The 26216-nt window shown below is 48.2% G+C and carries 27 protein-coding genes; 16 read left to right on the top strand and 11 right to left on the bottom strand.

Translation table 11 applies throughout. From position 1 onward, the window contains the following. Window positions 1–58: 58 nt before the first annotated feature. From hypA to hypB, 5 genes are read right to left on the bottom strand one after another with little or no spacing between them, the layout of a single operon-like run. A complete protein-coding gene (gene hypA, locus NF212_RS23345; protein ID WP_434361326.1) occupies window positions 59–409 on the bottom strand; it encodes a hydrogenase maturation nickel metallochaperone HypA in 351 nt (116 codons plus the stop codon). Next, window positions 409–1416 (bottom strand): hydrogenase expression/formation protein HypE, encoded by a 1008-nt coding sequence (gene hypE, locus NF212_RS23340; protein WP_434361325.1) that lies wholly within the window; start codon window positions 1414–1416, stop codon window positions 409–411. The genes hypA and hypE overlap by 1 nt, the downstream gene beginning before the upstream one ends. Beyond that, complete coding sequence (gene hypD, locus NF212_RS23335; protein WP_434361324.1) at window positions 1409–2533, bottom strand: hydrogenase formation protein HypD; 1125 nt, start codon at window positions 2531–2533, stop codon at window positions 1409–1411. The genes hypE and hypD overlap by 8 nt, the downstream gene beginning before the upstream one ends. Further along, window positions 2533–2775 (bottom strand): HypC/HybG/HupF family hydrogenase formation chaperone, encoded by a 243-nt coding sequence (locus NF212_RS23330; RefSeq protein ID WP_434361323.1) that lies wholly within the window; start codon window positions 2773–2775, stop codon window positions 2533–2535. Before NF212_RS23330 ends, hypD begins: the two co-directional genes overlap by 1 nt. Window positions 2776–2780: 5 nt before the next feature. After that, window positions 2781–3515 (bottom strand): hydrogenase nickel incorporation protein HypB, encoded by a 735-nt coding sequence (gene hypB / locus NF212_RS23325; RefSeq protein WP_434361322.1) that lies wholly within the window; start codon window positions 3513–3515, stop codon window positions 2781–2783. Window positions 3516–3859: 344 nt separating this feature from the next. On the opposite strand from hypB, the gene NF212_RS23320 reads away from it, so the two are divergent. The 5 genes from NF212_RS23320 (at window position 3860) to NF212_RS23300 (ending at window position 9354) form a co-directional block, all read left to right on the top strand. Beyond that, on the top strand, window positions 3860–4786 hold the full coding sequence (locus tag NF212_RS23320) for a LysR family transcriptional regulator (RefSeq protein WP_434361321.1): 927 nt from the start codon (window positions 3860–3862) through the stop codon (window positions 4784–4786). Window positions 4787–4975: 189 nt separating this feature from the next. Further along, entirely contained in the window at window positions 4976–5764 is a 789-nt protein-coding gene (locus NF212_RS23315; protein ID WP_434361320.1) for a YadA-like family protein, read from the top strand. A gap of 259 nt (window positions 5765–6023) precedes the next feature. Next, complete coding sequence (locus NF212_RS23310) at window positions 6024–7595, top strand: BCCT family transporter (protein ID WP_434361319.1); 1572 nt, start codon at window positions 6024–6026, stop codon at window positions 7593–7595. A 232-nt stretch (window positions 7596–7827) separates the two neighbouring features. Further along, window positions 7828–8358, top strand: coding sequence for a type II secretion system protein (locus NF212_RS23305; protein WP_434361318.1), 531 nt, complete (start codon window positions 7828–7830; stop codon window positions 8356–8358). Window positions 8359–8478: 120 nt separating this feature from the next. Beyond that, on the top strand, window positions 8479–9354 hold the full coding sequence (locus tag NF212_RS23300; RefSeq protein ID WP_434361317.1) for an alanyl-tRNA editing protein: 876 nt from the start codon (window positions 8479–8481) through the stop codon (window positions 9352–9354). Window positions 9355–9356: 2 nt separating this feature from the next. On the opposite strand, the gene NF212_RS23295 is transcribed toward NF212_RS23300, so the two are convergent. Continuing rightward, on the bottom strand, window positions 9357–10265 hold the full coding sequence (locus tag NF212_RS23295; RefSeq protein WP_434361316.1) for a helix-turn-helix domain-containing protein: 909 nt from the start codon (window positions 10263–10265) through the stop codon (window positions 9357–9359). Window positions 10266–10387: 122 nt separating this feature from the next. On the opposite strand from NF212_RS23295, the gene NF212_RS23290 reads away from it, so the two are divergent. The 8 genes from NF212_RS23290 to NF212_RS23255 are packed head-to-tail and all read left to right on the top strand — an operon-like array spanning window position 10388 to window position 17329. Then, window positions 10388–11437, top strand: a complete 1050-nt coding sequence (locus NF212_RS23290; RefSeq protein ID WP_434361315.1) for a 4-oxalomesaconate tautomerase — start codon at window positions 10388–10390, stop codon at window positions 11435–11437. 12 nt (window positions 11438–11449) lie between these two features. Then, window positions 11450–12319, top strand: a complete 870-nt coding sequence (locus tag NF212_RS23285) for an amidohydrolase family protein (protein WP_434361314.1) — start codon at window positions 11450–11452, stop codon at window positions 12317–12319. A 13-nt stretch (window positions 12320–12332) separates the two neighbouring features. Beyond that, window positions 12333–13043, top strand: coding sequence for a 4-carboxy-4-hydroxy-2-oxoadipate aldolase/oxaloacetate decarboxylase (locus tag NF212_RS23280; protein ID WP_434361313.1), 711 nt, complete (start codon window positions 12333–12335; stop codon window positions 13041–13043). Next, window positions 13040–14098 (top strand): amidohydrolase family protein, encoded by a 1059-nt coding sequence (locus tag NF212_RS23275; protein ID WP_434361312.1) that lies wholly within the window; start codon window positions 13040–13042, stop codon window positions 14096–14098. Before NF212_RS23280 ends, NF212_RS23275 begins: the two co-directional genes overlap by 4 nt. Then, window positions 14095–14508 carry a protocatechuate 4,5-dioxygenase subunit alpha gene (gene ligA, locus NF212_RS23270; protein ID WP_434361311.1) on the top strand — a complete coding sequence of 138 codons (414 nt, stop codon included), beginning with the start codon at window positions 14095–14097 and terminating at the stop codon, window positions 14506–14508. The genes NF212_RS23275 and ligA overlap by 4 nt, the downstream gene beginning before the upstream one ends. Next, the gene (locus NF212_RS23265) at window positions 14501–15370 is read left to right on the top strand and encodes a class III extradiol dioxygenase subunit beta (protein ID WP_434361310.1); all 870 of its coding nucleotides are present in this window, start codon (window positions 14501–14503) and stop codon (window positions 15368–15370) included. The genes ligA and NF212_RS23265 overlap by 8 nt, the downstream gene beginning before the upstream one ends. A gap of 4 nt (window positions 15371–15374) precedes the next feature. Further along, window positions 15375–16331 carry a Gfo/Idh/MocA family oxidoreductase gene (locus tag NF212_RS23260; protein ID WP_434361309.1) on the top strand — a complete coding sequence of 319 codons (957 nt, stop codon included), beginning with the start codon at window positions 15375–15377 and terminating at the stop codon, window positions 16329–16331. Further along, window positions 16316–17329 (top strand): aldo/keto reductase, encoded by a 1014-nt coding sequence (locus tag NF212_RS23255; protein WP_434361308.1) that lies wholly within the window; start codon window positions 16316–16318, stop codon window positions 17327–17329. Before NF212_RS23260 ends, NF212_RS23255 begins: the two co-directional genes overlap by 16 nt. Before the next feature lie 95 nt (window positions 17330–17424). Here the strand turns inward: NF212_RS23255 and NF212_RS23250 are convergent, their stop codons facing one another. The 4 genes from NF212_RS23250 to NF212_RS23235 form a co-directional block, all read right to left on the bottom strand. Next, window positions 17425–19284: a bifunctional sugar phosphate isomerase/epimerase/4-hydroxyphenylpyruvate dioxygenase family protein gene (locus NF212_RS23250; protein WP_434361307.1), complete on the bottom strand. Its 1860-nt coding sequence runs from the start codon at window positions 19282–19284 to the stop codon at window positions 17425–17427. After that, entirely contained in the window at window positions 19281–19739 is a 459-nt protein-coding gene (gene aroQ / locus NF212_RS23245; protein ID WP_434361306.1) for a type II 3-dehydroquinate dehydratase, read from the bottom strand. Before aroQ ends, NF212_RS23250 begins: the two co-directional genes overlap by 4 nt. 11 nt (window positions 19740–19750) lie before the next feature. Then, window positions 19751–20806 (bottom strand): Gfo/Idh/MocA family protein, encoded by a 1056-nt coding sequence (locus NF212_RS23240; protein ID WP_434361305.1) that lies wholly within the window; start codon window positions 20804–20806, stop codon window positions 19751–19753. Window positions 20807–20989: 183 nt separating this feature from the next. Next, on the bottom strand, window positions 20990–21643 hold the full coding sequence (locus NF212_RS23235; RefSeq protein ID WP_434361304.1) for a GntR family transcriptional regulator: 654 nt from the start codon (window positions 21641–21643) through the stop codon (window positions 20990–20992). Window positions 21644–21923: 280 nt separating this feature from the next. Between NF212_RS23235 and dctP the strand changes: the two genes are divergently transcribed. The 3 genes from dctP to NF212_RS23220 are packed head-to-tail and all read left to right on the top strand — an operon-like array spanning window position 21924 to window position 24730. Next, a complete protein-coding gene (gene dctP, locus NF212_RS23230; protein ID WP_434361303.1) occupies window positions 21924–22928 on the top strand; it encodes a TRAP transporter substrate-binding protein DctP in 1005 nt (334 codons plus the stop codon). A gap of 9 nt (window positions 22929–22937) precedes the next feature. Continuing rightward, a complete protein-coding gene (locus NF212_RS23225; RefSeq protein WP_434361302.1) occupies window positions 22938–23435 on the top strand; it encodes a TRAP transporter small permease in 498 nt (165 codons plus the stop codon). Then, window positions 23435–24730 (top strand): TRAP transporter large permease, encoded by a 1296-nt coding sequence (locus NF212_RS23220; protein ID WP_434361301.1) that lies wholly within the window; start codon window positions 23435–23437, stop codon window positions 24728–24730. The genes NF212_RS23225 and NF212_RS23220 overlap by 1 nt, the downstream gene beginning before the upstream one ends. Before the next feature lie 41 nt (window positions 24731–24771). On the opposite strand, the gene nhaC is transcribed toward NF212_RS23220, so the two are convergent. Continuing rightward, window positions 24772–26199 (bottom strand): Na+/H+ antiporter NhaC, encoded by a 1428-nt coding sequence (gene nhaC, locus NF212_RS23215; protein WP_434361300.1) that lies wholly within the window; start codon window positions 26197–26199, stop codon window positions 24772–24774. Window positions 26200–26216: the final 17 nt, after the last annotated feature.

Genomic DNA, 26216 nt, shown 5'->3' with positions numbered 1-26216 from the left:
TTATCATTGCATTTGGGTGTCTTAAATCAGCCAGAACGTCTCATTAGATGGCATGTGCCTATTCAGGCTGCTCAAGTTCAAGCTGCATCAGCAACAAATCTTCACCATCCAGTACCTTGGTATGGAAGCTCTTACATTGAGGGCACACAACGTTTCGGCCTTCCGGCTCGGATTCCAGTCCACATTCCAGGCAGGCTACAACCAAAGGTTGAATGGTCATTTCCAGCGTTGCATCCCGGCAGATCCCTTCTTGCTTGAAGGTATCGAACGCCGTTTTCAACAATTCAGGCTCTACCCCGCTCAGAACACCGACCTTAATGGCGACCCGGGTTATCCGGGTCGCTCCGTTAGCTGTAGCGTGAGCCTCGCATTCATCAATCAGTGAACTGACGATGGAGTACTCATGCATCAGCAAATCCTCGGCAGTAATTCACCTTGCGGGAGTTCAAGGAAACGGCTGCTGCCCCAGGCACTGTTCAACACCACCTTTCCTTTCCGTTCATCCTTCACAGAGCCGATTACTGCTGCCTGTGGGCAGAACGGGAACCACTGAAGGACAGAAAGGGCAACATCTGCCTGTTCTGCCGGAACCGCAAGAACAAAGGTCCCTTCATTGGCAAGGTCAAAGGCTTCCATCCCATACAACTCGCATAAGCCCCGAACTTCATCACAAACCGGGATATCCGCTTCGTTCAGGGAAATGCCAACATCCGATGATGTAGCCCACTCGTTCAGAACCGCTGACAACCCGCCCCTTGTGGCATCACGCATTGCGCGTATTTCAATACCTGCACCAATCAATGCTTCTACCGCAGGCCAAAGGGTTGCGCAATCACTGGACAGCTCTGATTCAAGCTCCAGACCCTCACGGTTCATCAAAACAGTGGCACCGTGGCGCCCAATATCCCGTGACACTATAATTGCATCACCAGCCATGAGGTTTCGGGCCGAAATGCCGCTGGCATGAATGGTACCCAGACCGGTCGTGTTAATGAACAGACCGTCTGCGCAGCCTTTTGGCACGACCTTCGTGTCACCACAGACAATGTGCGCACCTGAAACCGACAGTTCTTCCGCCATACTGGCTGCGATGGTTTTCAGGGTCTCCAGCGAAAAACCTTCCTCGATAATAAAACTGCAGCTGAGGTATTCCGGCTTTGCGCCCATCATTGCCAAATCGTTTGCAGTACCTGCAATCGACAATTTACCAATATCACCACCGTTAAAAATCAGCGGGGAAACGGTAAATGAATCGGTGGTAAATGCTGTGTCACCAGGCAAAGACAGTACCGCCGCATCTTCTTCACGGCGAAGGACATCGTTGTCAAACGCATTGAAGAATACACTTTTAATCAGTTGCCCCATTTCCTGACCACCGCCACCGTGGCTTAACTGAATGTTTTTTTTCTCACTCATCTGAGACTCCTTGGTAACGATAGTATGCATTGCATGCCCCTTCGGAGCTGACCATACAGCTACCCAAAGGGCGTTGAGGGGTGCATCCCCTTCCGAATACCCGGCAATCGGCCGGTTTTGCCAGGCCGCGCAGAATATCTCCGCACTGACAGGCTTTGTGATCGTTGATTTCTTCTGTCGGCAGGCAATGTGCGAAACGGATTTCTGCATCACGGTGCCGGTATTTGTCTCTCAGTTTCAGCGCTGAATGGGTAATTGGGCCAAGACCCCGCCAGCGGAATTCAGGCCGGATTTCAAAGCAGGCATCCACGATGTGCTGAGCACCGACATTACCGTCTTCTGTCACAGCCCGGCTGTACTGGATTTCGACCTGGTGTTCACCTTTCAGTTTCTGACGAACCAAACGCAGGGCAGACTCCATCACATCAACCGGCTCAAACCCGGCCACGACAACAGGCGTACGGTATTTTTCAGCCAAGGGCCGGTAAACCCGGGCGCCCTGAATCACACTGACATGGGATGGGCCAATAAACGCATTTACCCGAACAGCCGGATCTGCCATTACTGCATCAACAGCGGGCGGCACCAGTACGTGGTTAATGTGAAAGAGTAGATTATCGATGCCCTTGCTTTCGGCTTGTTGCAGCAACACTGCTGTCATCGGGGTTGATGTCTCAAAGCCAATGGCAAAAAAAACCACGGTTTTATCCGGGTTGTCTGTGGCGATTTGAAGGGCATCAAGCGGATCATAAAGCGGGCGGATATCACACCCTTTGGCACGAAATTGAGCCAGGCTGCCTTTGGAGCCAGGTACCCGGATCATATCTCCAAGGGTCACCAGAATGACATCGGGCTGACTCGCCAAGGCGGCTGCATGGTCAATGCGCTCTTTCGGCATGATGCAAACCGGGCAACCCGGGCCATGGATAAAGTCGATGTTTTCCGGCAAAAGCTGTTTTAACCCATACTTCATGATGGTATGGGTATGCCCACCACACACTTCCATGATATTCAGCGGCTCTTCCAGCTTAGCCGCTTCATCACCGATTTCAGCAGCCAGTTGCCGGATGGTTTCCGGGTTTCGGAAGCCTTCATAAAGCTGTTTCAGATCGAGCATTACACCAGCCCTTCTTCCAGCTTTTCTGCAATTTCCCGGTACAGTTCGAGGCTTTGTTCTGCATCGGCTTTGTCAATTTTGTTCATGACAAAGCCGATATGGATAAGTACGTAATCCCCGATTTCAAGCTCATCCATATACAGATGACGGCTGACACGCCGTTTAACACCAAGCGCCTCTACAGTAACGCTGAGATCTTCATCATGGATTTCGACAATGCGGGAAGGAACGGAGAGACACATCGGCGTTACCCCTGAATCCGGTTCGCTTCCAGCCAGTCCACAACCGGCTTGAGCGATTCTGCCTGCTTGACCGAAATTTCCATCACCTGAGCATCCGGATTGAGCTTTTTAACCTGCTCACGCGCTGCTTCGATACTGAAGTCAAAATAAGGTAAGAGGTCGCATTTGGTAATCAACACCAAATCAGCACGACGGAACATCACCGGGTATTTTTCAATTTTGTCGTCACCTTCAGGTACAGAAACCAGGACGATGTTTTTATGTGTGCCTACATCATAGCTCGCAGGACAAACCAGGTTACCTACGTTTTCTACAAAGCAGATATCCAGTGTTTCAAGCTCAACATGATGAAGTGCTCCGTGAACCATAAACGCATCAAGGTGGCAGGCGGAGCCAGTCTGGATTTGGTAGGCCTCAATGCCTTTGGCCTTGAGGCGGTCGGCATCTCGGGAGGTTTCCAAATCACCCTCTATCACCGCATAGCGAAGGGATGTTTGATCTTTGAGGTGCTCTAAAAAGGTAGTCTTGCCACTGCCGGGGCTGCTCATGAGGTTAAAGGCAGTTATACCCTGGGCTTCAAAATGTGCACGGTTATGGGCCGCTTCCAAATCGTTTTTATCAAGGATTTTATGGATGACTTTCAGGGTCTTTTTGTCATTCAGCTGAGGGTTTTGTAACAACCCCTGGTGATCATGGTGGCCGTCATGATTTGGCAAAGAACAGCCGCAATCTTTACACATGTGAAAACTCCAATACTACAGTTTTCCCGAGCACATCTATGCATTAACTCGGGTGTGACAGCTACCCAAGACACTCCGGGTCTATTTTCTACTGTCCTGTAGATGGAAGCTTTCCAGCCAGTAACCGTCTGATGGTGAGCCGGTTTTTCTGACTTAATTCTTCGTTACATTTTGTCACACAATATTCCTACTCGACAAATTATTTCCGTCAGCTATAGAAAAGCCACACATAATTCTGCTTCTGAGGTATATATCAATATCAGGATTGAATATTTGAGAAAACCCATCTTTTCTGTGCAGCAAGGCTGATATGCTGGCTTCAATCCCACAGACTCGGATATGTAATGCGCAAGGATTTGTATTTTAGCCTCGATCTCAACCTGCTCCGGACCTTCATCGTCCTGTGTCAGGAACTCAACATGAGAAAAGCTTCTCAAAAGCTTTACGTTTCACAACCGGCAATTAGCCAATCACTAAAAAAGCTCCGTCACCACTTCAATGATGAGCTGTTTATAAAAACCCGTACCGGGCTAAAAGCGACACCTTTTGCAGATAACTTGCTGTCCAGAGTTAAACCACACCTGGATGGATTACACGGCGCACTCAATGATTCCACGGAGTTCGATCCAACAACCGTTGTACGCTCATTAAGAATCGCTTTGGCTCCTCAGGTTTTGTCTACATTAGCTGGAGATCTGGTTACAACGATTAAACAACAGGCACCTGGGATAAATTTGCAACTTATCAACTGGAACAGGCACACGGTAGACGACATTGTCCACGGAGAAATTGATTTCGGAATTAACTATGATTTACCAGATGTGCCCAAAGAGGTGATGTCACAAGCACTGATGGATATTCAGGCCACGGTGGTAGTCAGGAAAGACCATCCGGTGAATGCAAATGTCGTAACACCACATGATCTGGAAGGATACGAGATCGCTTCATTGATGATCCCCGGCTGGAACAAGGCCCAGTCTTTAGCTGCTTCGGTAATGGAACACCACGAACTGGACTACGAAATTGGCTTCAGCTCAGAACTGCCTTCCGCCATATTAGGCGTCGTCCAGAAGACTGACATGTACTTCCCCACCCTCCACATATTCCCGATTGACGACTATCCAAAGCTCAGAATGATGGATGTTGAAGTAGATTGTGTCCCTACTTCCTATCCTATAGTGAGTTACTACCATCAAAAAGATCGCAACAGCGACTTTACCCAGTGGCTAAAGCGAGTACTGATCACAACCCTTCAATCTCACAATAAATAATCACTAAGCCCATTCGAATTGTCTCGGTAATAAGTCTTACTTATTACCGACATAACACCTGCTGCTTAGATAACTGCCTCTCTTCTCCGTAGACTTTCAGTCAAAAGATAAGGAATCACAGAGAGTTACCAACACTCTGTTTGAACGGATGCTCTTAGCTGATTGAACTTTACATTAGAGAGCAAATTTATGAAAAAGACCATCATTGCACTTTCCCTGGCAAGCGTTTTTTCTGCAAATGCATTAGCAGACAGCATTAACGTAAATCCACACAATAACGTCTCTGGACTCCCAGGAAGTGGTATTGAACAGCCAATTGACCGTCCAATGCCCGACAATACTCCGGACCGTCCGCAACCTGTTGACCCGGATTTTGGCGTTAAGCCGAACAGCAACGTACCTGACCGCAACGGACCGAACTATACACCTGAACGTCCTCAGCCTGCAGACCCGGACTTTGGTGTAACGCCCGACAGCAATGTGCCTGACCGCGAAGGGCCAAATTATACACCTGAGCGCCCTCAACCTGCTGACCCTGATTTTGGAATAACGCCGGACGATACACCGGAGAAGCCTCAACCAGCGGATCCAGATTTTGGCGTAACACCAGATGGCAATACACCAGATCGCCCGGAGCCAGTTGACCCGAATTTTGGTATCACACCGCGTAGTGACGCTGAAAAAATTGCAGATTTGGAGAAGCAGATGAATTATCGCTTTGATGAAATGGCTGAACATATGGATGGCATCAGAGCCGGCCTCCACGCGGTAACCAATGCGAGGCCTTATGTCACAGAGGGCGAATTTGCAATCGGCGCAGGTATCGGATTTTCTGGTAACAAGGAAGCAATTGCACTCGGCGGAGCTTATGGACTTAATGAGAAAATAAGTATCTCAGGCACTTTCCACTACGAAACATCTGGCCGAGTATCCGGTTCGGAAGTTGCAGGGGGCATGGGAATACAATTTAAGTTTTAGGGCTCAATCAGCGGCCTAAGCCCCGGCACCCGGGGCTTTTTTTGATCATAAACATCTGGATTACTCGTACAGACAAAAAAGAATATTAATTTGATTTCATCTAAACACATGAAAGGAAATATATATAGAAATCATACTGATGAATTGACCTCTGTATATATATCAAGCAAAAAAGATTACGACTATAACCAATTTCTTGCTGGTCTTATCGCCAACTCCCTGATAAAGTGCCGCCCCTCACGCATCCAGTGAGATATTTATGACCTCTGATTATCCCCTTAAAAGGGACAAGCTTGTTCCAACCCTGACCATCGGTTTCATTACTTCTTTTATACTGGCAGCCTTGCTGGATCTTGATAGGTTCAAGGCCCTCATCCAATCACTATTCTCAGCATCAGCAAATACTTTCGGGCCATTCTGGCAATGGCTGCTGGTGTTCAATTTAGCAACCGCGCTTTGCCTTGCCGTATCCCGCTACGGAAAACTCAAACTCGGGAACCGGAACACACCGGATATCAGCACATTCCGCTGGTTGGCCATGATCATGTGTACACTTCTGGCCGGCGGTGGCGTGTTCTGGTCAGCCGCTGAGCCAATCCAGCACTTTATAACCACTCCACCTGCCTTCGATAGCGCGTTAAACGGGACACAGTCCGTTAACCCTGCACTAAGCCAGAGCTTCCTGCACTGGGGGTTTCTTGCTTGGGCGGTATTGGGCACCCTTTCAACCATCGTGCTGATGTATGCACACCATCATGGCGGCGTAAAACTTCGCCCTCGTGCCCTGCTTTACCCTCTGGTAGGTAACCGGCTGGAAAACCATTGGATCGGCTCAGTAATCGACGCATGTTCAATTATTGCGGTTGCCGCAGGCACAATCGGCCCTATTGGTTTCCTTGCTTCTCAGCTCAGTTACAGCTTGCAATTACTTGGCTATGTCGACGATTCGATGACAGTCCAGCTGACAATCCTTGCCTCAGTAGTGCTCATTTATTCCCTTTCTGCTTTTACCGGCATGGATAAAGGACTGCAGTGGCTTAGCCAGATGAATGTCATTGGCGCGCTGGCACTGGTGGCTGCCATTGTGGTGCTGGGGCCAACTGCATTCATTTTCTCGCATTTTGGAGAGGCATTTGGTACCTACCTGGCGAACTTTGGCGAGATGAGCCTGGGTTCTTCCGATTCAAGTTGGAATGCCTGGTGGACATGGTTTTTTTGGGGATGGTTCATCGGATTTGCGCCAATGATGGGAATTTTTATCGCCCGGATTTCCCAGGGCCGAAGTATCCGGGAGCTGATTTTCGCCGTTGCTGTCGGTGCACCGATTGCAACTAACTTCTGGTTCACGGTGCTTGGTGGCACCGGGATATTCCTTGAATTGCAAACTCCCGGCGTAATTTCTGCACCACTTGAAAATGCCGGCCTGCCAGCAGTTTTGCTTGCCTGCCTGCAACAACTGCCGCTCAGCAGCGTACTTATCCCGGCATTTTTGGTTCTGACAACCACTTTTGTTGCCACCACCGGCGACTCCATGGCGTACTCCATTGCCATGGCAGTAAGCGGAGAGAACGAACCGGGTCGCAAACAACGGCTGTTCTGGGCCCTGGTGATGGGCATCGTCGCTGGCGTATTACTGCTGGCCGGGGATGGCGGTCTGGACGCTCTCCAGTCATTTATCGTAATCACCGCAGTTCCTGTGTCCATGTTAATTGCCGCGACATTGATAACCGGCCCTTTAGCCGTTCTTGAGATGGACAGAGCCAGGCAACAGGCCGACAGGCCGACAGGCTATGTGAAGCCAGTGCCTAATAACATCCCGCGCCTGTTATAGATATAGCAGGCGCATTTTTCCTTACGTTAAACGACATTTTATTGTTTCTTTTCCCACGTTCTCAGCCAAAAAATTCACCTGTCACGCTAAAAACACACGCACATTAGAATTACCTAAATATTACCTGAGTCATATTTTGGATTAATTCATAAACCAAAACATATACACACAAAATATATGTGGCTATATTTTCCAAAAATAATATTCCGCTTAAGCTATGCAATGGAGATGTATGCAGATGAAAGCGAGTGTTCAGAAAGGATTTACATTAATTGAGCTGGTGGTGGTCATTGTTATCCTCGGAATTTTGGCTGTCACAGCCGCACCTAAATTTTTAAACTTTAGTTCAGATGCACATAAGGCAGTCCTAAAAGGCGCAGTGGGGGCAATGCATTCCGCCGCAACTATCTATCAGGCTGCAACCATAGCCCGTGGGTTAACTGGCACCCAAACGATTGAAGGTATCAAAGGGGATAACTATCAGCCTTGGGCTGCTGCCAGTACTTCGACAGGCAGTGTATCTGCAGGTTATGACACGCCACCGGAGATATTCAAAGCTGCTGGTTTGAATACTGGAGAATGGCGTTATCGAATACATGTAGATGGTACTTATCAGGTAATTGCTACCCCGGCCCAAAAACTAAGCATTGCCGAACCCACACTTGCCCAAGTTCAAAGCACAAGCTGCTATTTTAATTACAAGTGGAATGATACCGCAGCAGGTACATCTCCAACGATAACTATCGTCGATAGCGGGTGTTAACTAAACTCGTAGTAACTTGCCGGTGTGACGCCATGGGGAACAATATCTTCATTCCTGCTCCGTTCCCCCAAATTTGCTATTATCCACTCCTTTGATTCTGCAACGGATATGGATAACAACATGGCAGCAGTTACGCCGACAAAGGTCACCTTTACTCATCCACTTTGGCAACTCGACAGCATGGTTCAACTGGTTCAGCCAGCACTGGATGGTGATATCTATGTAATTACCGAAGCGACGCCTTTTCATCCGGTATCCCATATCTGGCCGGATCACCCTGCCGATCGCGGCACCCTGACTGTCAACGGGAAACTGGTAGATGTAAAAGATTGCCTCACCGGTGCATTCAATACTGCGGATTCAACACTGCACGTCGGCAAGGACATCCCGGTAAAACGTGACGAAGAAGGCTGGCACTTTGTTGTCGTTCATCTGATAGATTCCGGCTTTGATATCAAAACCGGAGACACTGTTTCGCTGTCGGTTGACGCGGATTACCAACAAGCACTTAGCCGGGGCCATAGCGGCGCGCACCTCACTGCACTCGCGCTGAATAAAGTTCTGCATGAAGGTTACTGGCGCAAAGCGGCATCCCGTATCGACCCTCTCGGTCATTACGATTTCCACAGCTATGCCGAACAAACCAGTTTTGTTGAAACGGATCGCTGCATCGACAGTTATCGCTTGGGTAAAACCCTGCGAAAGCGTGGCCTGAACAGTGCAGATATGGTGGCAGACCTGGCTGATATCGAAACGAAGGTGAATTTGCTGCTGGAAGAATGGCTGACAGCCGGTGAAGACGTAAATATGGCGCGCAAAGGCGACACCCTGACAGATTCCCGCTACTGGCAAAGTAAAGCCGGCGGGCAGGACATCGAAATCCCTTGCGGTGGCACGCATATCCAGTCATTCAAAGAACTCGGAAGCCTGAAAATCACGCTCACTGCAAACGGTGATCAGGAAGTGGTCATGACCACACTGACATCGCCAGCCTAACCCTATTCATCACGCCGTCCCCTGAGCTGTTTCTGAAACTGCTTAGGGGCCACGCCACAATGCCGGCTGAAAAATCGGGAGAAATATCCCGGGTCATGAAATCCAAGTTTATAACTAATTTCTTTTGCTGAAAGCTGGGTATATAACAGATGTCGTTTAGCTTCAGTCAAAACGCGCTCATGAATTAACCGCAAAGCGTTTTGCCCTGCATAACTGTCACACAGGCGGTTAAGCCGGCCGGTCGTCATACCTAGAGCTTTGGCATATTGGCTGACTTTCCATTGTTCACTGTAGTGGCTTTCCAACAAGGCAAGAAACGCCTCATAATCAGTAACCCGGCTGTCACGCTCCGCGGTATCTTGTTCGGGTACCGGCATAGAGCGGTGTATCAACATAAAAACTATTTTCAGATAAGCACCAATTATTGCTGTCTGGGTTACGCCTCCCTGTTTGTATTCATCCAATAATGCTGTCAAGCTTTCGCGCAATTTAATTCCATCACGCCCATCCGGATCAAAATGCACAATTTGCGATTCCCTGAACAGTCCAGGGAATGCATCACGTTCGCTGTCACTAAATAGATTTAACAAAAACGGATGGGAAATGGTCAGGATGTAGCCCCTGACTCCTGGTTGGTGGACAAAACCATGTACTTCCCGTGGCGGAATAGACAACACACAGACCTCGCACTCTTCGCTGAACTTATCCCTCATCTCAACCAGTAAACTGCCCTTCTCGATGATTAAAAGTTGGTGAAGGTTATCGTGACGGTGCGGATGAATTTCCCAGTTATGTTTGGGCAATGAAAATTCCAAACGATCCATATGCAGGTAATCCGGTGCATTCGTACGAGATTCCTCGCCGTAAAGGAAGTAATGAGGTATGTCCGACATTCCATTTCCTTCTGCCAAAACCCGCTCCTTTTCATCACCACAGCATCATAAAAGTACAACAAGACATCAAAAAATTGAATTTATCACGCAATCTAACGGCACTAAACTTTTCACATATTATTAACAGCAGTGTTGCGATTATGCGAGCCATTCCTTATATGCAGATTCGGGGCGGCAGCTCAAAAGGTATTTACTTTCTGGCGGCTGACCTCCCTACAGAACAAAAAGAACGAGAGCAGTTCATTATCGATGTTGTCGGCCGTGATTCCCGCCAGATAGATGGGTTAGGCGGCGGACACTCACTGACCAGCAAAGTCGCCATCATTAGCCAGTCCCATCACCCTGACGCCGATATTGATTATCTCTTTGTACAGGTTGTCGTCGGTGAAAACCGGGTTGATACGTCGCCAAACTGTGGAAATATTCTCGCAGGTGTAGGTGCCTTTGCCATTGAATCCGGTTTAATTGACGCTCAGGAAGGACAAACCTGCTTTCGAGTCCATATGGTCAACAGCGGGAATTTCTGTGATCTGGTATTAGAGACTCCAGGAAAAACACTTTCCTACCAGGGGGATACCCAGATAGATGGCGTCCCTGGCACCTCGGCACCAATCATCTGTAATTACCTGAATATCTCCGGATCGCTTTGTGGTTCCCTGCTTCCTACCGGGAATCCTACAGATTACATAGAGGGTATTGCCGTCACCTGCATTGATAACGGAATGCCTGTGGTGATCATATTGGCAAAGGATCTAGGCCTATCCGGCTACGAGAGTTGTGAAGAATTGAACACAAATCTCTTACTGAAGGCACGGTTGGAATCTATCCGTCTGCATGCCGGCAACATAATGAAACTTGGGGATGTCTCAGACAAAGTTGTACCCAAAATGACCCTGATTGCTCCCCCACGTCAAGGGGGACATGTCTCTACCCGAACGTTTATACCGCACACCTGCCACAGTGCCATTGGTGTATTAGGTGCCGTTTCAGTCGCTACGGCCTGTGTTATTGAAGGATCTGTAGCTTTCGGTATTTCACCGGTACCAGAAGGAAATACCAAGCAGCTCTCAGTCGAACATCCTTCCGGCGAATTTTCCCTCAATTTAACCCTGGACGAGCATGGCAACGTTGCCAAAGCCGGGCTGTTACGTACTGCTCGCCTACTTGCCCGGGGTGAACTTTATATCTGACAAGGACAGTACATGACTAAACCAAGCTGTATGCCACCAGATAATCAGACCCGAAAGCCGATCTACAACGCACCGGCCGGGTCTTGTGATGCTCACTGCCATGTGTTTGGGCCGCACGCTGAATTTCCGTACTCCCCAAACGCCAGTTACTGGCCACCGGATGCCGATAAATTTGCACTAAAACAAATGCACGGCACGCTGGGCATTGAGAGGGCGGTTTTAGTGCAGGCCAGCTGCCATGGCACGGACAATAGCGCCATGCTGGATGCCATTAAATCAAGCAACGGTAAATACCGAGGTGTATGCATCGCGGACGACACCTTCAGTGACAATGAATTTCAGGACCTCCATGACGGGGGAGTCCGTGGAATTCGGTTCAATTTCGTCAGCCATCTCGGCGGTGCGCCGGATTTGGACATGATGAAATCTGTACTCAATAGGGTGAAACCTCTCGGCTGGCATCTTGTGATACACGTCAATGCTGAAGACATCATTCAGTACAAAGACTTCTTTAATGGTTTCGACATGGACATCGTTGTCGACCATATGGGCCGGGTGCCAGCCCATGCTGGTGTCAGCCAGAAAGCCTATCAAACACTGTGCGATTTCATGCTGCGGGAGAATTGGTGGGTTAAGGTCTGTGGCTCCGAACGAATCGCCATCGCACCTCCGTTTTACGACGCAGTCCCTTATGCCCAGGGTCTGGTGGAACTTGCACCAGACCGTGTTTTGTGGGGCACAGACTACCCTCACCCTAATATAAAAAAACACATGCCAAATGACGCTGATCTGCTGGATCTCATCCCTCTCATTGCCAGGGATGAAGCGATACAGAAGAAGATTCTTGTTGACAACCCAGCCAGGCTGTACGGATTTCAGTAAGGAGTAACCACATATGATTACCCATACCATTCAGGGTGTTGCGGTACGAAAAATTGAAAGAGCCGCTACCGAAACCATTGGTGCACTGGCTCGTTTAGGTACAGCAACCGTCCATGAAGCACAAGGTCGGATTGGCGCATTAACACCTGCACTTCGCCCTATTTATTCCGGAGCCCGTATAGCCGGCAGTGCAGTGACTATCCTCGCTCAGCCCGGTGATAATTGGATGGTGCATGTTGCCATTGAACTCTGCCAACCCGGTGACGTTTTGGTTATCGCCACAACGTCTCCCTGTACAGACGGTTATTTTGGCGATCTTCTTGCAACATCAGCCAAGGCAAGAGGAGTTCGCGGGCTCATTATTGATGCTGGGGTCCGTGATGTCCGAGATCTGACAGATATGGCTTTCCCGGTCTGGTCAAAAGCGGTCTCTATTAAGGGAACTGTCAAAAACACTCTCGGTTCAGTCAACGTCCCTGTGGTTATAGGTGGGCAACATGTCATACCGGGAGACGTCGTTGTTGCTGACGATGATGGTATTTGCGTCGTTCCAAGACTACATGCGGAAACCACTCTCCAAGCCGCTCAACAGCGAGAAGCCAATGAAGAAATTAAGCGAAAGAAACTGGCGGATGGACAGCTCGGGCTAGACATGTACAACATGCGCCCCCGGCTTGAGCAAGACGGTTTTCGCTATATAGAACGCTTGGAGGACCTGGGATGAACGCAATAAACAGCAGCCAACTGGTTATAGATTGCCATGGGCATTACACCACAGCACCCGCAGAACTTGGGGAGTACAGGGAACAACAAAAACAGGAGCTGGAATCCGACCCTCTGTTTCAGCATGTAAAAGGTGTCATTAACATCACAGATGACCAAATCCGCGAAAGCCTTGAAGGGGCGCAGCTCAGGCTTCAACACGAACGAGGAACAGACGTAACCATCTTCTCTCCTCGCGCCAGTTGGATGGGCCATCATATCGGCAACCAGTCTACCAGTAAGTACTGGACTGAGCATTGCAACGAACTGATCTACAGAATCACTGAGCTATACCCGCAAAACTTCATTGGTGCAGCACAGCTCCCGCAGTCACCAGGTGCAGATCTGACAGCCTGTGCAACGGAGTTGGAACGGTGTGTACGGGAATTCAACTTTGTCGGCTGCAATCTCAGTCCCGACCCTTCTGGTGGTTACTGGAGTGCCCCTCCACTGGACGACCACTACTACTACCCCATTTACGAAAAAATGTGCGAGCTGGGTATACCTGCAATGATCCATGTCAGTGGATGTTGCCACCGCTGTTTCCACACAACAGGCTCTCATTATCTTGGCGCTGATACGGCCGCTTTCCAACAATTGATGATGTCAAAAACACTCTTTAAAGATTTCCCGGACCTGAAATTCATTATCCCGCATGGCGGAGGGGCTGTCCCGTACCACTGGGGACGTTTCCGGGGACTTTCAGATATGGCTGGTCTTCCTCCACTTGAGGAGTTCATTCGCGGCAACATCTATTTCGATACCTGTGTATACCATCAGGAGGGTATCGATCTCCTTCTGGATGTCGTTCCTCATGCAAACATTCTATTTGCGTCAGAAATGGTCGGTGCCGTCAGAGGTAAAGACGAACGTACCGGACATTATTTTGACGACACGAAACGCTACATCGATAACAGCACTCTTAGTGATGAAGATAAATCCCAAATATTTTCCGGAAATACCCGTGAAGTCTTTTCGCGACTGGATCGCAGGTTAAGGGAGGTCGGTTTGTTATGAATCATGATATGGAAAGGGACTATCACGATATTCCCGGCACCTACATTTTTGACGGAGCACAATCTCGTATAGGTTACCACCTTAATATGTTCTGCATGTCTCTCAACCGACAAGAAGGAAGAGACGCGTTTCGCAAGAATGAACCTGCCTATCTGGATAATTTCCCAATGACGGAGGAACAAAAACAGGCTGTTCTCAACCGGGACTGGCTGGCGATGCTCCGCCTCGGAGGGAACATTTATTACACCTTCAAAATTGCTATTTTTGATGGTTTAACGATGCAGGATGCGGGTGCTGCAATGTCAGGTAACGGCATGACAACAGAAACCTTCAAGCAAATGATGCTTAAGGGAGGTCGTCCTATTGAGGGAAATCGCAGCAAAAAAGAATGGGGGAATAAACATGGCTAAGGTAATTGCAGGTATTGGCACATCCCACATTCCTACAGTCGGTGCAGCCATAGACAACGGCACCATGACCGGTGACTATTGGTTGCCATTTGTTGAGGGGATACAGCCAGCCCGAGACTGGTTTGATAAGGTGAAACCTGATGTATGCTTGATTGTTTACAACGACCATGCATCCGCGTTTTCCTTGCAATCAATATCCACATTCTCCATCGGTGTAGCGCCTGATTTCCAACCCGCAGATGAAGGCTACGGCCCACGGCAGGTACCTCCTTGCCAAGGGCATAGCGAATTGGCATGGCATATCGCTGAATCCCTTATTTTCGACGAATTCGATATGACAATTGTCAACGACATGCCCGTTGACCATGGTCTCACAGTGCCGCTATCAATCGTTTATGGCCAACCCCAGGCATGGCCTTGTAAGGTCATTCCGCTTGCGGTCAATGTTGTCCAATACCCTCAACCTACCGGCAATCGGTGCTACAACCTTGGGAAAGCCCTTCGCAAGGCAATTGAAGCGTATCCTGAAGATATTACCGTTGCCATTTTTGGTACTGGCGGATTATCCCACCAGCTTCAGGGTGAACGCGCCGGACTCATCAATGTGGATTACGACATCAACTGGCTTAATAACCTCGTCAAATCACCAGAATCAATCAAAGACATCTCCCATACTGAATACTTGCGGGAAACCGGGTCTGAAGGGATAGAGGCCGTGATGTGGTTGATCATGCGTGGCGCGTTGGACGAAGAAGTTAACGAAGTATACCGATTCACCCATGTACCGGTATCAAATACCCACTACGGCATAACCATCATGGAAAACAGCGACAGTCTCGTATCCGGAAAGCACAAGGAATAAAAAAATGAATATATGTATGGTTGGAGAAGGCGCATTCGGCCACAAACACCTGGATGCTATTCAAAATATAGAGAATGTCGAAGTGGTTTCATTAGCCGGGGGCATTGAATCGTCCACGCTTTCCACCTCTGAAAAGTATGGCATTCCCCATTGGACGCTGGATCTTGATGAAGCACTTGCCCAACCCGGTGTTGAAGCGGCCATTATTACCTCTCCTACCCCTATCCATGCCCATCAGGCTATTCAGGTGATGGAGGCAGGTAAACACGTTATGGTGGAAATTCCCATGGCAGACTCTTTGTCGGACGCTGAAAAGATCTGTAGTGTCCAGGAGCGTACTGGTCTGGTAGCCATGGCGGGGCATACTCGACGCTTCAACCTCAGCCATCAATACCTACACAACAAAATTACTGCCGGGGAGCTCTCTGTTCAACAAATGGATGTGCAAACCTATTTTTTCCGGCGCCAAAACCTGAATGCCCTTGGACAACCCCGTTCTTGGACAGATCATCTCCTATGGCACCATGCGTGCCATACTGTCGATCTTTTCGCTTACCAGACCGGCGAAGACATTGTTCAGGTTCAGGCCATGCAGGGTCCGGTTCACCCCGGATTAGGCATTGCAATGGATATGAGCATTGGGCTAAAAACCAAATCAGGAAAGCTATGCACTCTGTCACTTTCGTTCAACAATAACGGCCCATTGGGCACTTTTTTCCGATACATCTGCGATAATGGAACTTTCATCGCCCGGTACGATGATCTGGTGAATGGTTATGAAGAGCCGGTTGATGTCAGTCAGGTTGATGTCTCAATGAACGGTATTGAACTTCAGGACCGGGAATTCTTCGCATCAATCCGGGAAGGACGAGAGCCTAATGCCAGCGTCCGGCAGGCACTTCCTGCCATGAAAATATTGGATCAAATAGAGAAAGAACTGGAAAAATGGAATCAAGAATAATTGGTACACTGGAAGTTTCTGCCATTGGCCTTGGCTGTATGAATATGTCTGGCGGTTACGGAAGGGGTGACGATGTCACATCCTCCCGTCTCCTGCATATGGCCCTCGATTTAGGTTATCAGTTTCTTGATACGGCAACGATGTACGGGGGTGGTCACAATGAAACCCTCATTGGCAATACCTTAAAAAAGCGCAGGAATGAATACGTATTAGCCAGCAAATGCGGATTGTTCCGGGATAACCATGGGAATAAAGCTATAGACGGTAGGCCTGAGACTATCCGTCGTCAATGTGAAGCCAGCCTGAAACGGCTGCAAACCGATGTCATCGACCTGTACTATCTACACCGCCTAGACAAAAATGTACCGGTTGAAGAAAGCGTGGGAGAATTGGGCCGATTAGCTGAGGAAGGAAAAATCAGGGAAATCGGGCTGTCTGAAGTATCCAGTGATACCCTGACCCGAGCGAATAAAGTCCACCGTATTGGCGCGGTTCAGTCTGAGTATTCTCTATGGAGCAGAACGCCCGAAACAAAAATGCTGGCTACGTGTGAAGCACTTGGTATTGCATTTGTTCCCTTTTCACCGCTTGGTCGTCAATTTCTCACCGGCAAGGCTCAGGATCTGACCCACTTTTCTCAAAATGACATTCGCCGAACCAACGCCTCACCGCGATTTGAACCAAAAGCATTTGCAGAAAACAGCAAACTGCTTAAACCCTTTGGGGAAATAACACAAGAATTGAAGTGCACCATGGCACAACTCGCCATTGCTTGGTTGCTGGAACAAAAAAACAGCACCGGGAATAAATCGCTCATTCCTATCCCGGGAACCAAGCACATTGAATATATGAAGGAAAATGCCGGAGCGGCCAGTATCCGGCTCAGCGAGGATGTCTTGGAAAAACTGAATGCCTTGATTAATGAGCAGACGGTAATTGGAACCCGCTACAATGCAGACTTGATGGCATCAATCGATTCTGAAAAAGACAGACACTAAAATGTCACTATACCCAAACAACCTAACGTTATCCCGCTAATACCCCGAAAGTTTAGGGGTATTTCAGACTGAGTCCTATTTCCCCCTTTCCAACCTTATTTGCCCCTTTCAAGCTCTCTAGCTTGCATAGTCATTCGCATTTGAGAATTCGAGGCACCAAATCCCCGGTATCCATTGCGCTGTACTATTTCAAAACAAAACCGCCCTTCAAACAACGTGGTGTATAACTGGAAAAATACACCATGTTCATCTTCATCATAAAGGATGTTGGAATGCCTCATCCGGCTCAATACCTCATTGGACAGGCTAAAGCGCGCAGCCAAATCATCATAATAGTTTTCGGTAACAGGCATGGTCTCCAGCCCAAGCTGTTCCATTGCTTGTGCATAAGCAAAAATATCAGCTGTACTGATGGCAATATGATTAACACCTGTACCTGCGTACCGGTTAAGAATACGATTAGACACAGTGCCGGGCGCCTGTGTACTGTTCAGAGTGAACGACACTGCCTTATCAGGCGTCTGCATAACCTGGCTTTTAACCAGTCCTCCGGGGTCAGAAACGTCAACACTTGGACTCGCGTCCATATTGAACATGGAACGGTATAGCAGTACAGAATGAAGCATTTCCTCGTAAGACATTGTGGTTGCAATATGGTCTACACCCAATACGTACGCACTGATATTCCCGGTTCTGTGCCAGTTAAATTCCCGTTCCCAATGTGCCGGATAATCTGCTTTATCAACCAGGTAAAGGAGACTTGCTCCTGGCCCATGAATAGCAGGTAATCCATGCGTGTCAGTTGCTGGATTACCGAAAACCGGAGGGTAACGGAGCATTTCTGCCCTGCTGACCAAATGAGGCACATTGTCACAACTAAGGCCAACAGCACAAACTGATACACCGTGACGTTCATGATACCTTTGGGCAAAGCTGTCCGGCTCAAGGTTCATTAACAGCTTCACATTACCTTGCTGCCACAGTTCAACCGCTTTCTTTTTATGGGTAGCGGCATGCTCAAAGCCCAACTTTTCAAGTAAGGCTGTTAAACTGTGCTTTTCAGAAACATTCAGTGCAAATTCAATAAACTGAACTTCTGATGGGGGTACTACGGGATTAAGAACCCCGCCTTTTCCCTGATTGACTGGTTCCGTACTGTTGTTTGCAAACACCAATGAACGGTATCCATCTACTGCTGTTTTTTCTGGGGAGCCTGATCGGAATTGGTCATTAAAAATTTCCAGAGAAAAAGGCCCGTCATAACCGGTGGCATGCAAGTTGTTCACAAAATTTGCTATGGGCAAATCTCCTTGACCAGGGAAACAGCGGTAATGGCGACTCCAGCTAAGATGGTCCATAGAAAGGCTGGGGGCATCTGCAACCTGAACAAGAAACACCCTGTCACCTGGAATATTCAGCATGGTGTCCAACTCGGTACCACGGGAAAATATATGGAAAGTATCGAGGCACAAGCCAACATGCTCATGACTTGCCCGTCGGACTATCTCCCATGAATCCCTATAATCATAAACGTGCCTTCCCCAAGCCAGCGCCTCATAAGCAACGCGCATATTGCGCGCCGCAGCGAGATCTCCTATTTCATGGAAGTCATCAGCAGCACGTTGCACTCCCCCAAGTGAATACGGGGACACATTACTGCATACCATAAGAAGATCCGTACCCAACTTCTCCATGACGTCAAACTTACGTTCAACCCGGTCAAATGCTTTTTTCCGGTACGGATCCGGCATCCCTTCAAAATCCCTTAGTGGCTGATACGTCACAACCTCCAATCCGTTGTCGTCCAACATCAGCCGAATTTCATCTAAGGAACCATTGTGGGTTATCAAATCATTTTCAAATATTTCTATGCCCCGGAATCCCGCTTTTGAAATCGCCTCGATTTTTTCCTGCAATGTACCTGATAGGCAGACCGTTGCGATTGAGTAGATCATTGTTCACACCTTTTCTGTTGAACCAACCCTTCAATTGCTAGCCGGTATCCATCAATACCAAAACCCACCACAATGCCTGCAGCTACTGCCGAAAGGTATGAATGATGCCGAAAACTCTCCCGCTGGTGTACATTAGAGATATGTACTTCTATAACAGGAACATCAGCGCCTTTGATAGCATCCATAATGGCAATAGAAGTGTGAGTAAATGCACCAGCGTTAAAAACCACCCCAATTAACTCACCGCTTTTTACTCTCCTGCCAGCATCATGCAGTGCATCTATCAATACACCTTCGTGGTTGCTTTGCTGGCATTCAACGGAAAAACCGAGCCTTTCTGCTGTATTCCGGCAGATTGATTCAACGTCCGCAAGCGTAGCTGTTCCATAAGTCGAAGGTTCACGCAACCCGAGAAGGTTTAAATTTGGACCATTCAAAACGAGGATTGATGCCACGGTCTACTCCTTTATAGAATTTCATCAATTTTGACAGTTCTTCCGGTACTGACGGCTTTAACAATCGCATCAGTCACTCGCAAGTTTTGCAGTCCATCCCATACACTTACTAAAGGGCGAGCGTCACCCCGTATTACCTGGCAGAAATGAAAAAGTTGCGCGAGAAGGGGGTCACCTCGCTCAAAGTCCAGAACTGAACTTTCAAATGGCTTCCACCATGAGCGCTCCTCTGGATTTGCAAACCGTTTTAGTCGAAATGTAGGAACCGACAGAGAACCGTTGGTTCCTGCAATGTGGTAACAATCTTCATCTTCGTAGGTGGAATACGCCTTATTTTCCTGTGAGGTCTGCTCCCAGCTTTGCGCTGAACCCGCAGTGTCAGACAGAGTGAAAGTCCCCAATGCACCATTCGCAAATGCAAATACCATTGCCACAGTATCTTCCACATCAAATCCCCTGCGTGCATTTGAGGACATCGCCTGGACAGCTGTAATTTCCCCGCACAGATACCTAAGATTACCCACGTCATGAATCATGTTAATGAGAATAGGCCCACCACCGGGCTGGGTTCTCCACGAACCAGCCACAAAATAGTCATCCGGTTTATAAAATAAAGCGCTGCCAGAAATTGCCACCAGATCACCAAGGGAGCCACTTTGGATGACGTCTTTAGCTTTTGAAATAATTGGGCTATGCATTCTGTGGTGACCAACCAATAAAGGAACATCAGATTTCACGAGCAGGTCGTTTAACCTTTTCCCCTCTGAAACTGAGTGCGCTACAGGCTTTTCTATAAGAGCCGGAATACCTGAATTGATACATTGGATTGCTTGCTCTACATGCAAGTGATTCGGTGTGGCCAGTATCACACCATCAGGAGAGAAGGTCTTAAGCATATCGTCAAGACTTAGGTACCATGGCACACCCAAGTCTTGCGCAATCTGAAAACCACTTTGTGATGGCTCAACGATTGCTGCAAGCTGACTATCCGGATTATCCGACAACAGATGAATGTGACTTTTCCCAATGAGTCCAGCTCCGACTACTGCGATGTTGAGTTTATCCATAAACCCTTAACCTCTTACTCCGATACACTCGCTCAGGCTGAAAAAAGAGTGAGCGAAACCCTAGGCATATTCACCCAAATTAAATTTGTACTTTCGTAATTGTTTGTAGTGATGCCGCTGTTACCAGCAGCTAAAGTTCAGGCAACCCTGTATTTTGACTTGTTCTTTAGTACCTAATACAACTCAACGTTGGGTTGCAGTTAGCGTCTGATTTTTAAGTCTCATGACAAACCCACCTAAATGAGCTTCAAGAGCAGAAACACAAGCCTCAATATTCCTGGAAAGTGCCGCCTCCATAATCAATGCATGCTCATCAACAATATCAGTGCCGCGAAAACCATTAGTTTTAATTTCTGCTACCACGAACTGCCTGAATTGGTCGTAAATCTGCCGGTGGTAATGCATATGCAACGTTGAACCACACGCCGCAATAAGTGCTGCATGAAATTGATAATCACACTGGTGCCACATCCAGAAATGCGCTTCTGTATCCTGTCGCATTTTACCTTCTATATGCACCAGTTTGTGGTGAGCGGCGACCAGATTACTTTCCCACTCCATATCACCCTTAGCAAACGACTGCCTTGCGCCATCTGACTCAAGGAGAACCCTAAGCCGTGTGAGTTCTTCCATCCTTTCGATTGAACACTGTGCAACGCTGAAGCCTTTTTGCCCCTCTGAATTAACCAGTCCCTCGCTGGATAAGCGGGCCAGGCTTTCCCTTAACACATTCACTCCACTTTTGTAACGTTCCTTGAGCGTTTCCATCTTCAACTTACTTCCCGGCTCAAAAACGCCCATCAAAATGTCAGAACGCAATGTTTCGTACAATCCCATTGAATTACCTATATTTCCTTAGATATATACCGACACAGGACCGAAAAAGACACTGGTCAATTTTCCAGCAAGTATATTCTTGAGACCTGTTCATAGCAACACGAAAACAATATTGTCATCCATTTTTAAATATAGGTGACATTTTAAATAAATAAACATATTTTTAACATTAGGGGTTGTAAATTTGAAAACCCGTGTGCAATTATTAATCAATGCACGGTGCTTGTACTGAACACGGACAGCAGCGAATTCTGGAAAAAACGCAAAGGAGTGTGACCCAATGAATACGATAAAAATGGCAGTGAGCAAGCACATTAAACGCTTGCTCAGTGCTACCGCACTGACCCTTACTCTTGGAGCAACTTCGCTGGCTCAGGCCGGAGACGTTAAATTGCGCTTATCTGCAACAAGTTCCGAAACAGATCAGCGCGCTGTTGCACTTCTTGAGAAATTTGCACCTGGTGTAGCCAGTTTTGCAACCTTCGAACCCCATTGGAATGCCTCTCTGTTCAAGCAAGGAACAGAGCTCGAAGCTATCGCCAGGGGAAATCTGGATATGACCATTACCTCCGCCCAAGAGCTGGCGGAGTTTATCCCAGAATTTTCCATTTTCTCTGCAGGATACATGCACAGAGACGCGGCACACCAAGTGGCCGTATTTAACGCTGACTTTATGGAGCCGTTAAAGCAGAAGGTCGAAGAAACTCTGAATGTGAAGCTGTTAACGGTCATGTATATGGGCCGCCGTCAGTTGAACCTTCGTACAGAAGACAAAGTAATGGCCCCAGCCGATCTTGAGGGCGTAAAACTGCGTATGCCTGGCTCAGAGGCATGGCAATTCCTTGGAAAAGCACTTGGTGCAAACCCAACACCAATGGCATTTACTGAAGTCTACACAGCCCTTCAAACAGGTGCAGTTGATGGGCAGGACAACCCTCTGCCGACAAACAAAGACGCCAAATTTTACGAAGTCACAAAACAGATCGTACTTACAAGCCATCTAGTCGACCTCAACTATCTGGCAATTTCCAAGTCAGTTTACGATGACCTGACAGACGCACAGCAAAATCAGTTACAGGCTGCAGCTGAAGCAGCAGCTGAATATGGCCGTCAAAACCAGCTAGCATTAGAAGAAGAGCTTGCAGATTTCTTCAAGGCTCAGGGACTTAAAGTTTATACGCCAGATGTTGATGCATTCCGCAAACATGTCCAGGCAGCATACCTTAAGTCAGATCTTTCAAAAGCTTGGCCAGAGGGCCTGCTGGATAAAATCAACAGCCTGTGAGAGTAAACCGTGACACGAATTGTGAATTGGTTTAGGAAAGCGGTTGATAGCATTGCGGTCACTATGTTGGCCGCTATGTTTACCGTTTTTTGCGCACAAATATTTTTTCGCTATGTACTCAACCACCCTTTAGGATGGACTGAAGAAGTTAACCTTATGTTGTGGCTGTGGCTGATTTTCTGGGCTGGGGCTTTCTGCCTGAAAGACAGGGATCATATTCGCTTCGATATGATTTACCTTCACGCACCTAAAAAGGTTCAGAAGGTTTTTTTTCTCATCGCATCGCTTGCCGTTCTGGTTGGATTCGCAGCCAGTTTCTTACCTACCTGGGATTACATAACATTCTATAAAATTAAGAAAAGTGCCATCCTCAAAATACGGCTGGACTATGTGTTCAGCATCTATGGCATCTTCTTAGGCGCTATCATCCTTCGCTGTGGTTGGGCGATATACCTTGCCATTCGACCTCAAAACGAAAAACAAATTGAAAACCAACAGGTGAAATAATGAGTATCGCTCTGTCCTTATGCCTGCTGACGGTGTTTGTACTGGCAGCATTCGGGGCACCTGTCGCCTACTCTATGATTGTCGGCGCTATTGTTTACCTGTCTGTCAGCGGTCAGGATTTGGCCCTTGCAGGTGAACAGATCATTCAGGGGTTTTATAACAGTTACATCCTTCTTGCTGTGCCGCTGTTTATTGCTGCAGCCAACATCATGAATGCGGGAAGCATTTCGGACCGATTACTTCAATTTTGCGTCGCCATTGTCGGGCACCTAAGAGGGGGGCTCGGACATGTAAATATTGTTTCCAGCCTTATATTTTCTGGAATGTCAGGTTCAGCCGTGGCGGATGCAGCTGGCATTGGACGCGTCATCATAAATATGATGACCAAAAACGGGCACTACCCGGCCAACTACGCTGCAGCCATTACCGCCGCCTCAGCAACCATTGGTCCTATCATTCCTCCTTCAATACCCATGGTTATCTATGCGTTGATATCGGGGGCGTCAATCGGCTACCTCTTTATCGCAGGCCTGGTTCCGGGACTGATAATGGGGGCGGCGCTCATGATGATGAACAGTTATCAGGCAAGACGGCTTAATATTGTCAGGGAAGCAAAAACACCTGCAAAAGAATTGCCTCGCATTACTATCAGGGCACTGCCCACCCTAATGATGCCAGCAATTTTGCTATACGGTATCTATGGTGGGGTTACCACCCCGACTGAAGCTGCAGCGGTGGCAGCGGCCTATGCACTCTTTCTTGCTGCCGCTGTATATCGCTCAATCAGTTTCTCAGAACTCTATAATGCTCTGAAAGAAAGTGCCTTATCATCCGCTTCGGTCGGATTGGTCATCGGCTCTGCCCTGATATTTAATTACATCATTGCGACAGAGAATGTACCCACCCAGATTGCCGGATTTATTGAGGCTATGGATCTTTCCCCTCTGGCATTCTTGCTCATTGTTAACCTCATTTACCTGGCGCTTGGTTTTTTGTTAGATGCTACAACAGTGATTCTGGTTGTTGTCCCTCTCTTTATTCCGGCATGTCGGGAATTGGGAATAGATTTAGTTCATTTTGGCGTAGTCACAGTAGTCAACCTGATGATAGGGCTGATTACCCCACCTTACGGCATCCTATTGTTTGTGATAAATGGTACAACCGGAATTCCGTTAGCTGGCATCGTCCGTCAGGTCATACCTTTTATTCTTATTTTATTGGTTTCATTGATGATTATGATCATGTTCCCTGATCTCATCCTTTATATGCCGAGGCAATTTGGGTATGTTGGCTGACATTAGAAAGAAATACGGCACCCTAGATGGGTGCCGTATTTTTAACTTTCCTGAAGCTCAGCCTTTTTCTCTTTCTCCGGCTCACGCTTCCAAATTGTCCAACCCATCAGGCCAAAAATGATGGTGACAATGGGCGACATCCAGCAGAAGAAGTTGAAAGGCAGGTAGGCAATGGTCGCCACACCGAGGGTTGCCGCCTGGTAAGCACCACCTGAATTCCACGGCACTAGGTTAGCTGTAACAGTTGCCGAATCTTCCACGGCCCGGGAGAGGTTTTCAGGTGCCAGCCCTCTTTCCTCATAGGCCTGCGCATAAGTCCTTGCCCCCATCACAATCGCCATATACTGGTCACAGAGAATCAGGTTGGCGCCAATCGATGTCAGCACAGTTGAGACAATCAGTGAACCGGTCGACTTCGCGGCTGCGAGAATCCGGTCTGCGATCACCTTGAGCTGGTTGGTCCGCTCCATCACCCCGCCGAACATCATCGCCACAATGATGATACTGATGGTGTACATCATGGAATCCAGCCCTCCACGTGACAGCAGGGAGTCTACGTCTTCGAACCCGGTTTCTGCTCCGTAACCACCAAATGCCACATGGGCGATGGCATCGTAATTTGCCCCCTGTACCACCGCAGCACAAATGGCACCGGCAATTACCCCAAGGGCAATTCCCGGAATAGCAGGCATTTTCTTGTAAGAAACCACCAGCACCAAAACAAGCGGAAGGAAAAGAAAAGGACTGATAACAAAGGTATTTTCCAGCGTTGTCAGGATGGATTCTATACGTTCAAGGTCACTGCCTGTATCGCTGTACCGCAGGCCTATAACCGTTTCGATAATCAGCGTCAGCGTAATGGTTACACCCGTTGTATAGGCCATATGGCGAATATGGGTAAAAAGGTCAGTCCCGGCCATCGCGGGTGCCAGGTTGGTTGTGTCAGACAACGGTGACATCTTGTCACCAAAATATGCCCCGGACAGCACAGCGCCTGCAACCAGCGGTAGCGGAAACCCCAGCCCTCCACCGACGCCCATCAGTGCGACGCCGATAGTACCGGTTGTCCCCCAACTGGTTCCGGTCGCCAGCGATGTGATAGCGCAGATAATCACCGTCACTGGCAAAAACACTTCGGGGGCCAGCAATTTCAAACCGTAGTAGATCAGCGTAGGTACAACCCCGGCCAGTATCCACACCCCAATCAAGGTACCCACCAACATCAGGATGATCATTGCCGGTAAGGCATTGGCAATCCCCTGCACCATCCCGTTTTGCACATCCTTCCAGCTAAAGCCGCACCTCAGCGCAACAATACTGGCGACAAACACCCCGAGTAACATCGGTACCTGCGGATCTAACCCATATAGCACGATAGAAATACTGATTCCCACAACAAGGGAAAGCAGCGACATTACCGCCTCCCACAAATGCGGAGCCCGTGCATTGGGTGGAATATCCGTTCTCATAAAACCTCCAGTCAGAC

It is taken from the genome of Parasalinivibrio latis (genome assembly GCF_036825535.1).
Taxonomy (GTDB): domain Bacteria; phylum Pseudomonadota; class Gammaproteobacteria; order Enterobacterales; family Vibrionaceae; genus Parasalinivibrio; species Parasalinivibrio latis.
The sequence above is the reverse complement of the archived record's forward strand: the minus strand, read 5'-3'. Positions and strand labels throughout refer to the sequence as shown.